Origin of the sequence: Parabacteroides goldsteinii DSM 19448 = WAL 12034 (assembly GCF_000969835.1) — a bacterium.
GTDB lineage: Bacteria > Bacteroidota > Bacteroidia > Bacteroidales > Tannerellaceae > Parabacteroides > Parabacteroides goldsteinii.
The window spans coordinates 1,865,745-1,878,632 of sequence record NZ_KQ033913.1 but is presented as its reverse complement, the minus strand read 5'-3'; the positions used below and the strand labels follow the sequence as shown (position 1 = coordinate 1,878,632).

General features: G+C 46.3%; 10 protein-coding genes. 7 read left to right on the top strand and 3 right to left on the bottom strand.

What is annotated here, in order from left to right:
* Positions 1–2,187: Helicase associated domain protein (locus HMPREF1535_RS20725; RefSeq protein WP_052716762.1), on the top strand; the 2,187-nt coding region annotated here is incomplete at its 5' end.
* A gap of 15 nt (positions 2,188–2,202) precedes the next feature.
* Here the strand turns inward: HMPREF1535_RS20725 and HMPREF1535_RS20720 are convergent.
* Entirely contained in the window at positions 2,203–4,362 is a 2,160-nt protein-coding gene (locus HMPREF1535_RS20720; RefSeq protein WP_046147342.1) for a sensor histidine kinase, read from the bottom strand.
* A 105-nt stretch (positions 4,363–4,467) separates the two neighbouring features.
* Entirely contained in the window at positions 4,468–5,790 is a 1,323-nt protein-coding gene (locus HMPREF1535_RS20715) for a Gfo/Idh/MocA family protein (RefSeq protein ID WP_044214364.1), read from the bottom strand.
* 83 nt (positions 5,791–5,873) lie between these two features.
* Between HMPREF1535_RS20715 and HMPREF1535_RS20710 the strand changes: the two genes are divergently transcribed.
* Positions 5,874–6,368 (top strand): UpxY family transcription antiterminator, encoded by a 495-nt coding sequence (locus HMPREF1535_RS20710; protein ID WP_007655929.1) that lies wholly within the window; start codon positions 5,874–5,876, stop codon positions 6,366–6,368.
* Between the two features lie 38 nt (positions 6,369–6,406).
* Complete coding sequence (locus tag HMPREF1535_RS20705; RefSeq protein ID WP_044214569.1) at positions 6,407–7,132, top strand: tyrosine-protein phosphatase; 726 nt, start codon at positions 6,407–6,409, stop codon at positions 7,130–7,132.
* Here HMPREF1535_RS20705 and HMPREF1535_RS20700 read toward each other — a convergent pair whose 3' ends face one another.
* On the bottom strand, positions 7,133–8,614 hold the full coding sequence (locus HMPREF1535_RS20700) for a cobyric acid synthase (RefSeq protein WP_046147341.1): 1,482 nt from the start codon (positions 8,612–8,614) through the stop codon (positions 7,133–7,135).
* A gap of 111 nt (positions 8,615–8,725) precedes the next feature.
* Between HMPREF1535_RS20700 and HMPREF1535_RS20695 the strand changes: the two genes are divergently transcribed.
* The 4 genes from HMPREF1535_RS20695 to HMPREF1535_RS20680 are packed head-to-tail and all read left to right on the top strand — an operon-like array spanning position 8,726 to position 12,741.
* Positions 8,726–9,226: a DUF1016 N-terminal domain-containing protein gene (locus HMPREF1535_RS20695; protein ID WP_235438427.1), complete on the top strand. Its 501-nt coding sequence runs from the start codon at positions 8,726–8,728 to the stop codon at positions 9,224–9,226.
* Positions 9,227–9,250: 24 nt separating this feature from the next.
* Positions 9,251–10,366 carry an acyltransferase family protein gene (locus HMPREF1535_RS20690; protein ID WP_046147340.1) on the top strand — a complete coding sequence of 372 codons (1,116 nt, stop codon included), beginning with the start codon at positions 9,251–9,253 and terminating at the stop codon, positions 10,364–10,366.
* A gap of 11 nt (positions 10,367–10,377) precedes the next feature.
* Entirely contained in the window at positions 10,378–11,511 is a 1,134-nt protein-coding gene (locus tag HMPREF1535_RS20685; protein WP_046147339.1) for an acyltransferase family protein, read from the top strand.
* A 27-nt stretch (positions 11,512–11,538) separates the two neighbouring features.
* The gene (locus tag HMPREF1535_RS20680; RefSeq protein ID WP_007655951.1) at positions 11,539–12,741 is read left to right on the top strand and encodes an L-serine ammonia-lyase; all 1,203 of its coding nucleotides are present in this window, start codon (positions 11,539–11,541) and stop codon (positions 12,739–12,741) included.
* The last annotated feature ends 147 nt before the right edge of the window (positions 12,742–12,888 follow it).

Sequence of the window (12,888 nt, the reverse complement as noted above, 5' to 3'; positions counted from 1 at the left end):
AGGGAGGACTCCGTTACTTTCATTGTGAAAGAGGTATGGAATAAGGAACCTGTCGGCTTGCCGGAAGTAGACAGGTTGTATACTGAAATGCAGCGAATCGGGGAAATGTCCGGCTGCAACCAGTTCCGTATTCTGGCTCATGGCGGTTATCTGCCAGAGGCACTTTCCTTTGAACTGCACGGACTGACTGTTTCGGATGATAGCTATCTGAGAAGTTTGGAGACAGGAAAACACATTGAACTGTTCTCGCATAATGAAGCAGCTTACCGGGCAATTGAAGAGGGATTCAAAACAAACAGGATCGGAGCCGTTGTACAGGCGACCGGTACAGGAAAATCCTACCTGATTGCCCGTTATATCGTCAATCATTCAGAAGATGATATTTTGGTTATTGCTCCTAATGTTACGATTATCGCCGAGATCAAAAAAGCAATCGGCAGGACAATGCCGCATGTCACCTACCGGACTTTCCAGGCATTAGTCCTGAATCGTGGAACAGTGGGTGAACTCAAAGCAAATCATATCATTATCGACGAATTCCATCATTTCGGAGCCGAGGTATGGGGAAAAGCTGTACAGGAAGTAATATATAACAATCCGGAGGCCCGTGTACTGGGAATGTCGGCAACCCCGATACGTCCTGAAGAGATGCTCGATACGGTAGAGGTCTATTTCAAGGGGAACCTGTTCCATGAACTGTCTTTGTCTATGGCCTGGTATTATAAGATACTGCCTGTCCCTGTCCTGGTGCAGAGCGTATTCGATCTGAATAACCAGCTGGATAAGGTACAGCGTATGCTGAACAGGAGCGACTGTACATCTGAAAGGCGTAAGCGTATTCAGGACAAGATAGACTTTACCCGACTGGATTTTCGCGGCTCGTTGAGTGCATCGGAACTGATCCGGCGTTATCTTCCGAAAGAGGTAAAGAAAATGCTTGTCTTCTGTAAAGACAAGGAAGATCTTCAGCATATGGTTCCCGAAGTATCGAACTGGCTCGGACAGGCTGGCTTTGAAACGGAAACATTCGAGATTCATAACGGGCTGAGTAACCGGGAGAATGAAAAGACATTGCGTCGTTTTCGTAGGGAAACGGGAAAACTGCATGTCCTTTTCTCCATAAACATGTTGATCGAAGGGTTGCATGTGGAAGGAGTGGATGCCGCCATGTTCCTGCGACGTACGGAATCGTATGTGGTAGCTTTGCAACAGCTGGGCCGCTGCCTGAAAGCCGGTTCGGACCGTCATCCGGTGGTGCTTGACTTCGTCAATAACCTTTCGGGGCGTTCTGTTTATGAGGTTATGTCAAGGGAACTAGCTTATCATCCGGCGATCCGTGCCCCAAAGAGCTTTAAAGGCTTTATGGAGTTTGAAGTAACCGGATTCCTGTCTGATATCCGTGCCCGTGTAGATGATATGCTGGCGGAACTGGATGCGTGGCCGGTGATGTATGAACGACTGATCGAATATAAGGAGCGTGAAGAACGCTGGCCACAGGCAGCCGAAGGGAAGCTGGGAAACTGGTGCAACACCCAGCGGATTGCCCGGAAGAAAGGAACGTTATCGGAAGATTATATCTCACAGCTGGACCGGATCGGTTTTGAATGGGAGGTACAGGACAGTCGTTGGATGCAGTATTATGAAGAGTTAAAGGTTTTTATGGCTGTAGAACACCGTTGTCCCAAACGCGGCGAAAACAAACTGAATATCTGGTGCAATACCCAACGACAAGCACGAAAGAAAGGACTTTTGTCTGAAGAAAGGACCCGGTTACTCGATTCGATCGGATTCAGATGGGAACAGGATCTGGATTCGCTCTGGACGGAGAACTGGCTACAGGTACTTGCTTACTATAGAAAACATGAACACTGGCCCAAAAGCCAGGAGGGTAGGTTGGGAGCGTGGTGTAATACGCAACGAAGATCCCGTAAACAGGGAGTACTATCGCCTCTTCGCATCAGACAAATGGATGCCGAAGGTTTTATCTGGACAGTCGATGAAAAATGGCAGGAGAATTATGAGATGCTGAAACGTTTTTATACAGAGAATCAACGCTGGCCAACCGCCCGTGAAAATAAGCTGGGCAGTTGGTGTTTCGTGCAACGCAGAAGTATGAAGAAAGGCGAACTTTCTCCTGAACGCAGGGAATTGCTTGACCGGATCGGTTTTCCCTGGAGTTTAAAATGATCTGTTTTTTAGTTATTACGAACTAATCCCTTTATAATCCAAAGGCAACGTAAACCAGAACGTAGAACCTTTACCCTGAACAGAATCTACTCCGATGGTACCTCCCAGATATTCGATGATCGTTTTACTGATTGTTAATCCCAGGCCGGTGCCCTGGTGGAAGTCATTGATCTTGATGAAACGTTCAAAAACACGGGGCCTGTTTTCTTCCGAAATGCCGATTCCGGTGTCTCGCACACAGACTTTCACTTCATTTTCTTTCGTCTCATAAAAGATTGTAATACTCCCTTCGCTTGTGAATTTGATCGCATTATTGACGAAATTGGCTATTACCTGCAGGATACGTTGCGGGTCTGTCCTGAGGGTTACAGTCGGTGAGTTTTTATCGAAAAGTAATTTTACTCCCGGTTTTATCTTCAGCGATCCGGACAGATAGACCTCCATGCACAATTCTTTGATGTTGGCCTCTTCAATGTTATACTTCAACATACCCGCCTCTATTTTAGAGAAGTCCAGAATGTCACCGATCAGGTTAAGCAGCAGATCGTTGTTTGTATGGATAATGTCGAGATAAGTCTGTCGCTCCTCCGGATCGTCCGTTTCGGCTACCAGGTCCGAGAATCCGACGATCGCATTCAACGGAGTACGTATCTCATGGCTCATGTTTGCCAGGAATGCCGACTTTAATTTATCTGCCTCCTTGACTTTCATTAGTTCCAGTTCTTTCTCACGTTGTTCGGTGATGTTAGAGGTGTAGCTTACTATTTTACTGGGTTTCCCGTCTACTGAATATTTATAAGCGCGGACATTTGAATTGAGCCAGTAAACCTTGCCGTCGAATACCCGGCGGTATACGGATATATATTTGCCGATTTCTCCGTCGACAAGTCGTTTGAATTGTTTATTGTAAACCCTGTGGCGGTCATCGGGATGCAATGTTTCTATAAAATCACGTACGGAACTGAATCTGTCTTCTTTCAGATAAGTCAGGAATGAACTCTCTTCGATTTGATCATTCAGGCTGAAGTCTGCACTTAGCTTATCTGTTGCCACATCATATTCCCAAATAATGGATTCGCCTGTATCGACAGCCGCTTTTAGTTTAGCCAGGCTGTATTGTATCTCTTCTGTTTTATGATAACTCTCGGTATCATCGAAGACTATATAAAAGAATCCGAGTATCACGTCCTGCCGGTCTTTCAGCACAACGCCTTTCACCCTCAAATGTTTAACTTCATCGGCTAGTTTACTTGTATAGTAACCTTTTTCAGCAGCTTTATTGAAATTATAATCCAGCAGGAAAGCTACGTCTTCCCCTTTTTTTAGTTTCTCGCTTGCCCATTCCGGAATATTGGGGTTTTCGAATGCATTGAGACCGATTGCCTGTTCGCGTGTTACTCCGAAAATTTCAAGATCAGCTTTATTAATATCCAGCAGATACCCGTTTTCGTCGTATAATTCGACACCCCACGGGAGTCTGTCGAAGATGATCTGAAATTTGGCTTCGCTTTTCAATACCTGTTTCATTGAGTGTTCTACCATACCATGCGCCAGTTCGCGCTCGATAGCAATAGAGATAATATCGGTGAGCATTCGCAGGTTTTCGACATCCAAAGCATCCCAGTCCCTGTGTTTTTTTACACAATCGAGTCCTATGAAACCATTGGCATATCCTCTGTAATAGATAGGAATAACGAGCAGGGAGAGTATTTCCTGAACTTTTAGGATGTTTTGTTCGGCAGCGGCCTCTCCCGGCATATTATTAGTATCTCTGATAATAATGTCTTTTCCTTCCCTGATCGTTTTTATCCACCAGGCATAATCTGCTTTGGGCAACCCAACTAAAAGATCTTCACGCATGGAAATCGTACCTTGGCTGGTTACTTCATGCGTGAAGTCGAAAGTCGGTTTGTCATTATCGAAATTTCCGATGTATACCCTGTCTACATTAAAAAATCTCAATATGGTCAGTAGAGACTGATCAATAATATCCTTTTGGCTTGGAGTTATTAACAATGATAAAACTTCCGAGAATGTTTTCCTTAATGCGACAGCATTGTTCAGAAAACGACTTTGGTATATTTTTTCATCATTAACAGAGGTGCCTTGTGCCTTCAGTATTTCTATTTCACGGATCAGGTCTTCTCTCGAATAATTAGCATAAACGCTGCTCATTTAGGTATATCAAGTTTATATGTTCGTGTATCTGGAACAAAAGTACATATAATAATTGATTATCAAAAGATGTTCAGCGTTTTCCTGCTAATTATATTTTTACGTTTACAATTTGGGTAATTCCCACGGGGCGCGATAGTAAGCCTTTGATAATGCTGTTGCCTCATTATCACCGATAAACATGCTGTTGGCATCGTCCCAACGCACTTCCCGTTGCAGGCGGCAGGAGATGTTTGCCAGGTGCGACATCTTGGCTACACGTGCACCGATAGCGATATCTGCTTTGGGCAATTCGCGGCTTTTGATGCAACTCAGGAAATTTCCGACATGGTTGTACAGGCCTTTGCCTTCTCCCTTTTTGAAGGGGACAGCTTCCATGCGTGCTTCTTTTCCGGCAACGACAGGGATGACTTCCCAACCGGCGCGGGTGAGTACCAGTGTGCCGTTTTCACCGAAGAAGGCCAAACCTTCTTTTTTGTCGAACGGACCGTGGTTGATACCGCAGGCATGATCCCAGATGATATTGAAATCTTTGTAGGCGTATGTAGCCATCAATGTATCGGGCGTCTCCATCGCATCATCGGGATAGGCGAACTTGCCGCCTCCGGAGAATACGCGGCTGGGCAGATCGGCTCCCATGCCTTCGAGCGCATAATCCAGCAGGTGTACGCCCCAGTCGGACATCAGTCCACCGGCATAATCCCAGAAGAAACGGAAGTTATAATGGAAGCGGTAGATATTGAACGGACGTTTCGGAGCCGGACCGAGCCACATGTCGTAATCCACTCCGGCGGGGACGGGACTGTCGGCAACAACAGGCAGAGTCGGTTTGCCGTCCTGGTAAGCCCAGACTTTCACGGTACGGATACGGCCGATATTTCCCGCTTTCAGATAATTGGCAGCCTCGTCCCAATGCGGATCGCTGCGTTGCCATTGGCCTACCTGTACGACCCGGTTATATTTGCGGGCAGCCTTTTCCATCAGGTTGCATTCTTCGATGGTGTTGGAAAGCGGTTTTTCGACATACACGTCTTTGCCAGCCTGGCAGGCGAAGATAGTCGGCAGGCAGTGCCAGTGGTCGGGGGTACCGATAATGACAGCGTCGATATCCTTGTTGTCGATGACATGGCGCCAATCCTTATACAGGTGAGGAACTTTTTTTCCGGTCTTTTTTTCTACATCGGCGGCCCGTTTGTTCAGCCATTCGTCGTCGATATCGCAGAGGGCGACACATTCCACTTCCGGATATTCCAGAAACTTACTCAGGTTGGAGAAACCCATACTGCGGCATCCGATCAGAGCGACTTTCACTTTGTTGCTTGCTGCCGTTTGTCCGTAAACTGACTGATAAGTACCTCCAAACAGCGGTGACAAACCAAGTCCTGCAGCCGAAATGGCCGATTTTTGCAAAAAACTTCTTCTATTCATGGTATTTAAATTTGTGTTCGCAAACAGTTTTGCAATAATACGAAAAATAGTCCTATATTTGTGCCCGAAACAAAAAAAAGATAATGATACCCCCTTTAAATACCAATTGGAATGTATTATATACTGCCCCGCGGGCAGAAAAACAGGTAAAAGAACGTATTGCAGCTTTAGGTGTTGAATGCTTTTTACCTTTACACCGGACTCCGCGTGTGTGGTCCGACCGTGTGAAAATAGTTGAAGTCCCGTTATTCAGTTCTTATATATTTGTGCGCTGTCCGGATACAGTGTTGCGTGACCTGCTTCAGGTATATGGCGTTATCCGTATCGTCTTTTATAACGGTAAACCGGCTATTGTCCGCCAGAAGGAGATAGACGCTATCGAGGATTTCCTGGGCCAGGCAGCCGAGCATGAGCTTTGTGCGGGTGAAGAAGTGGAAATTCTTACCGGGGCCATGAAGCATGTATCCGGCAAGGTAAAGAAGATAAAGAAGAATCATTTGCTGCTTTACCTGGAGCAACTGGGAGCAACCGTTTGTGTGAAAATGGATGATGTGGCGCGGGTGAACCGGTTGAAATGACCCTTTTCCCTTTGCAGGTATTGTTATATAAGTATATTATGAGCACATTTCTTTCAAATTTATTTACCCGGAAAAAACTTTTGTGGCCGGGGATGACTGATGTACATACTCATTTGCTGCCCGGGGTGGATGACGGGTTTTCGTCAGAGAAAGACAGTCTTGCCATGTTGGCTTTTCTGGAAGGGCAGGGAGTGGAACGTATTTTCCTGACACCGCATATAATGGCTGATTTGGCTAAGAACCGGAAAGATTACCTTCGGGACCGGTTTGAAACATTTCGGGAAGACTGTGCACATATACATATAGACCTTCATCTGGCAGCCGAATATATGCTGGATGAATGCTTCTACGAGCGGATGGAAGAAGGGTTGTTGTCGTATGACGGGAAGCATGTATTGGTCGAGGTTTCCTGCTTGCAGGCTCCCGGTGATCTGTTTGAGAAATTGTACGATATCCAATTGAATGGTTTTGTACCGGTTTTTGCCCATCCGGAACGCTATGGTTTCTGGAAGATGGAAGATTTGATGAAGCTGAAAGAGCACGGATGCAAATTTCAGCTTAATTTGTTTTCCCTGGCAGGCTTTTACGGAACGCTTCCTCGAAAAACAGCCGGTTCATTACTGAAAAACGGTTGTTATGATTATACCGGAACAGATATACATTCACTGAACTATTGCAGAGCCTATGAATCTTTTTCTCTGAAAAAAGATCAGTTTGAGGCTGTAAAACTGTTGATCCGGGCGAACGGGGAGTTGTGGGGATGATTACAGCGTACTGTAAATATATTCCATATCCACATGTTTTCTTACCAGGTCGGCCAGTTTGTCATACTGTTCTTCTTTGAATGCAGCGTAATCGAACGGGGCATTGTCGGCTTCTTTGTTGAAACCCTTAGCTAGATTATCAAGTACTTCGGGATTATCGAGAATGCCATGCATATAGCTTCCCCAGCAATGGTCGTTCAGGTAGTAGCCGTCTTTCCTTCCGTCTTCCAGCAGGGCAACCGGACTTTCGGGCGCGTTGCCGAGTAAAGAGGTTTGTCCCATATGTATCTCGTATCCTTTGCAGACCATCGGGGAGCCGTTGCGGAAAGTGAAACGGCTTTGTTTGGTGACTTTCTCCTGTTCGATAACAGTGCATTGGGGGAGCAGTCCCAATCCCGGAACGGCAGGCAGGTTTCCTTCTATTCCTTCCGGATCTTCCAAGCGGGCACCCATCATCTGGTAACCGCCGCAGATACCGATCACTTTTTTCCCTCTCTTATGGGCGCGGACGATGGTGTCGGCTATGCCGTTGGCACGAATGCTTTGCAGGTCGGCCAGCGTGTTCTTCGAGCCGGGCAGCAGGATGATGTCCGCTTTCTCAATCTCATCGATGTTGCTGGTATAATAGGGATTGAAGCGCGGGTCCATATCCAAGACGTCGAAGTCGGTAAAGTTCGACATACGTTTCAGCAGGATGATGGCGACATTGATCTTGCCGTCCTGCCAGGTATTTGTCTTCATATCCAGGGCGACGGAATCTTCTTCTTCTATCTTGATGTCACGGAACCAGGGGATAACGCCAACGACGGGGAGGCCGGTCAACTCTTTCAGTATCGTCCGTCCTTCTTCAAACAGCGATGCGTCTCCGCGGAATTTATTGATGATGACACCTTTCATCTGTGCCCGTTCTTCTGGTTTGAGCAGTGCGATAGTACCGTAAACCGAGCCGAATACACCGCCCCGGTCGATATCGGCAACCAGGTAGGTGGAGGCGTTTGCCTGTATCGCCATTCGCATGTTGGTGATATCGCGGTCGCGCAGGTTCAGTTCGGAGATGCTTCCGGCGCCTTCCAGTACGATTGGGTTATAGCGGGATTCCAGGCGGTTGAAGGCCTCGATAGCCTCTCTGAAAAGTGCTTCCTTCTGGTTTTGTACGCCGAAATAGTCTTTGGCGGACATGTTGCCGACCGGTTTACCGTTCAGTACGACTTGCGAACTCTTGTCGTTAGTCGGTTTCAGCAATACCGGGTTCATATCCGTATGCGGAGCGATGCCGCATGCTTCGGCCTGTACTACCTGGGCGCGTCCCATCTCACCACCTTCGGGAGTGGAGAAGGAGTTCAACGACATATTCTGCGCCTTGAAAGGGGCAGGTTGGTATCCGTCTTGCTTAAAGATACGGCAGAAGGCTGCGTTAATCACACTCTTTCCTGCATCGGAACAAGTGCCAACGAACATGATCGGTTTCAAATGCTGTTTCATAATGGTTGCAAAACTAGTGAAAAAGTTATGTGAAATACTTTTTATTTGAATAAAATAATCGAAATGCCGAGTATATTGTATAAATTTGCGTACGACAGGTTAATCAGATACATGGAAAATAATATTGTTATAGATTCTGACTTTAAACGATGGGTACAGGATTTGAAAGTACAAATCAGACAGGCACAGATCAAGGCGGCAGTAAAGGTAAACAGCGAATTATTACATCTTTACTGGAGTTTGGGAGGTGAAATAACTTTGCGTTATGAGTCTGCAACTTATGGAAGTGCATTCTTTCATACCCTTAGTCGTGAATTATTGTCGGAGTTTCCTAATATGAAAGGCTTTTCGGCAACCAATCTGAAATATGTACGTCGCTGGTATATGTTTTATAATCAGGACAATGTAAATCGTCCACAACTTGTGGACGATTTGGGGATATTTTTTTTTCAATACCATGGGGGCATCATGGCTCAATATGCTTTGGAAGGGAGTAGCCAGCCGATCGGCATTTCAGAATATCAGCTGTCTACATTGATACCTGACGACTTTAAAAGTCAATTACCTTCAATAGAGGAGATAGAAGCTTCATTAAGAGAAGAAAATAAATAATTATAAGATTTTAAATTGAATACCATGGAAAAACAGAAACAAAGCCAGCGGCTGTTGTCGTTGGATGCATTGCGGGGATTTGATATGTTCTTTATTATGGGGGGAGGTTCCCTTTTTGTTGCGTTGGCGACGTTGGTCCCGACGCCTTTTTTTGAGTCGATAGCTGCCCAAATGAGCCATGCTAAATGGGGGGCGGGGTTTACGTTTGAAGATATAATTTTTCCTTTGTTTTTGTTTATTGCCGGTATCTCTTTTCCTTTTTCATTGGAAAAGCAGCGGGAGCGGGGAATGTCGGAAGCGGCTATTTATAAAAAGATTATCCGCCGGGGAATTACACTGGTTGTATTAGGATTTGTTTATAACGGGTTGCTGAATCTGAATTTTGAGACGCAGCGTTATGCCAGCGTACTGGCGCGTATCGGTCTGGGATGGATGTTCGGTGCACTGATTTTTGTCAATACGCGGACGATCACACGGGTATGGATCGTTGCTGCCATCCTGATAGGTTACTGGTTGCTGTTATTTATTCCGGCACCCGACGGGAACGGGGCGGAGTTGTTTACCCGCGAAGGGAATCTGGCTTGCTACATCGACCGTCTGTTATTGCCGGGGCGTTTGCATGGAGGCAATTATGATCCGGAAGGGATTTTATCTACCTTGCCGGCCATCGGAACCGCTTTGCTGGGAATGTTCACCGGTGAGTTTGTTAAACTGCGGAGAGAGGGACTGACGGAGACGAAAAAGGTTGTTTATATGCTGGCTGTTGGCGGTTGCCTGTTGGCGATAGGTCTGTTGTGGGGATTGTTTTTCCCGATTAATAAATATTTGTGGACAAGCTCGTTTGTTTGTACGGTCGGTGGTATCTCGGCGATACTGTTTGCCGTCTTCTATTATATTGTCGATGTGAAGGAGTGCAGAGGGTGGACCCTTTTCTTTACAGTCATAGGTACGAACTCAATCACTATTTACCTGGCACAGGTGTTCATTAATTTTACCTTTACGGCAAATGCCATTTTCGGAGGTTTCATCGGGTTATTCCCGGAAACAGCCCAGCCATTGCTGGGGGCGATTGCTTATATCGCCGTGTGCTGGGGATTCTTATATTTCTTGTATCGTCAACGTATTTTCTTAAAAGTCTAAAATAATAACAAATGGAAAAAACTACTTACAAGCGGCTGGAGTCGCTTGATGCTTTACGAGGATTCGATCTTTTCTTTCTGGTTGCTTTAGGACCGTTGGCACATTCATTGGCACGGGCTGCGGATGTGGGATGGCTGAATGATTGCATGTGGGCTTTTAATCATGTACAATGGGAAGGTTTTTCTCCCTGGGATTTGATTATGCCGTTGTTCCTTTTTATGTCGGGAACTTCGATGCCGTTTGCTTTGTCACGTTTTAAAGGTGTTTCCGACAAAAAGACTCTTTTCCGGCGTCTAGGAAAACGCATCCTGTTGTTGTGGATATTCGGTATGATGTGCCAGGGAAATCTGCTGGGATTTGATCCGGATCGTATTTATTTATATTCGAATACGTTGCAGTCGATTGCCGCTGGTTATTTGATTACGGCTGTGTTGTTCCTTTATACCAGTCGGAGGACGCAGATCGGTGTGGCGGTGGCTTTGTTGCTTGTTTACTGGGCGGCGATGCAGTTCATTACGGTCGGCAGTTATGGAGGTGGTAATTACACACCCGAGGGAAACTTGGCGGAATGGATAGACCGTACGGTGCTGGGACGTTTTCGGGATGGGGCGAAAGTGGTGGACGGTGAAGTCGTTTTTGCACCCTGGTATCATTATACATGGATTTTGAGTACCCTGAACTTTGGCGTGACGGTGTTGACCGGTTTGTTTGCTGGCTATATTGCCAAGGATAAGACCAGTGATATCCATAAACTGAAATTGTATTTCGGAGCAGGAGCCGCTATGGTGGCTGCCGGATGGCTTTGGGGATTGCAGATGCCGGTTATCAAGACGATATGGACCAGTTCTATGGTGCTGGTAAGTAGCGGATATTGCTTCCTATTGATGGGATTGTTTTATTATCTGATAGATTATAAAGGATATAAGAAGAATATAACCTGGCTGAAAGTGTACGGGATGAACTCGATTGTAGCCTATATGCTGGCGAACGTCATCAATTTCAGTTGCCTGGGACAGTCTTTGTTTTATGGGATGGAGCAATATCTGGGTAATTATTATTCCTTTTTGATAAGCTTGTCAAACGTATTGGTTATTTATGTAATTTTGTGGCTGCTTTATAAACGTAATATATTTCTTAAAGTATAGAAAACACAAAATTAGAGAGAAAGAGAAATGGAATCAATCAAGCAGATATACCGGATCGGACATGGTCCGTCGAGTAGCCACACGATGGGGCCGATGCGTGCTGCCCAGATGTTCGTGGAACGTAACAGAGGTGCCGTGCGGTTTAATGTGACTTTATATGGTAGTTTGGCTGCTACCGGGAAAGGCCACATGACGGATGCTGCCATCTTGGAAGTGTTGCAGCCGGTTGCTAAAACGACTATTACCTGGGAACCCAAGATATTTCTTCCGTTCCATCCGAACGGAATGTTGTTCGAATCGTTCAATGAGAACGACGAAGAACTGGAATCGTGGACTGTGTACAGTATTGGCGGCGGTACGCTTGCCAACGAAAGTTTTAACGAACTTAAAACGGCACAGGTCTATGAGATGAGCACGATTAAAGATATACAAGCCTGGTGCGAAAAGACCGGACATTCCTATTGGGAATATGTGGAGCAATGCGAAGGACCGGAAATCTGGGATTACCTGGCGGAAGTATGGGACGTGATGCAAAAGGCGGTGCAGAGCGGTCTGGAAGCAGAAGGTATCCTGCCGGGCGGTCTGGGCATACGCCGGAAAGCATCCGACTATCTGATTCGTGCCAAAGGATATGGCAGCAGCATTAAAAGTCGTGGTATGGTTTACGCTTTTGCGTTAGCTGTATCCGAAGAGAATGCCTGCGGTGGTAAGATTGTGACGGCTCCGACCTGCGGCTCCTGCGGAGTGATGCCGGCGGTGTTGTATCATCTGAAAGATACCCGTGAATTCCGCGATTCCCGTATCCTGCGTGCATTGGCTACGGCCGGATTGTTCGGAAATGTGGTACGTACCAATGCGTCGGTTTCCGGAGCGGAGGTAGGCTGCCAGGGAGAAGTAGGGGTTGCCTGTGCGATGGCTGCCGGTGCTGCCAGTCAGTTGTTCGGCGGAACGCCTGCTCAGATTGAGTATGCTGCCGAGATGGGGTTGGAACATCACCTGGGGTTGACTTGCGACCCAGTTTGCGGTTTAGTTCAGATTCCTTGTATCGAACGTAATGCTTTTGCCGCAGCGCGTGCACTGGATGCAAATACTTTCTCGAACTTCTCGGACGGAAAACATCGTGTGAGCTTCGACCAGGTGGTAGAGGTGATGCGGCAGACGGGTAATGACCTGCCGAGTTTGTATAAAGAAACTTCCGAAGGCGGTCTGGCTAAGAAATACGGGGAATAAGATTAAAAAGAATATTCTCTTCATTGTATAAAAGATATTAAAATAAGGGTGCAGTAGTTGCATCCTTATTTTTTTACATTACTTTTGACACATCTGTCAAACAAAAGTGTCAGACATATTCGACAGACAGTAATGACAAATGTGGTA

What these genes read in the sequence shown, in the direction of transcription:
- HMPREF1535_RS20720 (WP_046147342.1), bottom strand. Translation starts at nt 4,362, where the DNA reads ATGAGCAGCGTTTATGCTAATTATTCGAGAGAAGACCTGATCCGTGAA.
- HMPREF1535_RS20715 (WP_044214364.1), bottom strand. Translation starts at nt 5,790, where the DNA reads ATGAATAGAAGAAGTTTTTTGCAAAAATCGGCCATTTCGGCTGCAGGA.
- HMPREF1535_RS20710 (WP_007655929.1), top strand. Translation starts at nt 5,874, where the DNA reads ATGATACCCCCTTTAAATACCAATTGGAATGTATTATATACTGCCCCG.
- HMPREF1535_RS20705 (WP_044214569.1), top strand. Translation starts at nt 6,407, where the DNA reads ATGAGCACATTTCTTTCAAATTTATTTACCCGGAAAAAACTTTTGTGG.
- HMPREF1535_RS20700 (WP_046147341.1), bottom strand. Translation starts at nt 8,614, where the DNA reads ATGAAACAGCATTTGAAACCGATCATGTTCGTTGGCACTTGTTCCGAT.
- HMPREF1535_RS20695 (WP_235438427.1), top strand. Translation starts at nt 8,726, where the DNA reads ATGGAAAATAATATTGTTATAGATTCTGACTTTAAACGATGGGTACAG.
- HMPREF1535_RS20690 (WP_046147340.1), top strand. Translation starts at nt 9,251, where the DNA reads ATGGAAAAACAGAAACAAAGCCAGCGGCTGTTGTCGTTGGATGCATTG.
- HMPREF1535_RS20685 (WP_046147339.1), top strand. Translation starts at nt 10,378, where the DNA reads ATGGAAAAAACTACTTACAAGCGGCTGGAGTCGCTTGATGCTTTACGA.
- HMPREF1535_RS20680 (WP_007655951.1), top strand. Translation starts at nt 11,539, where the DNA reads ATGGAATCAATCAAGCAGATATACCGGATCGGACATGGTCCGTCGAGT.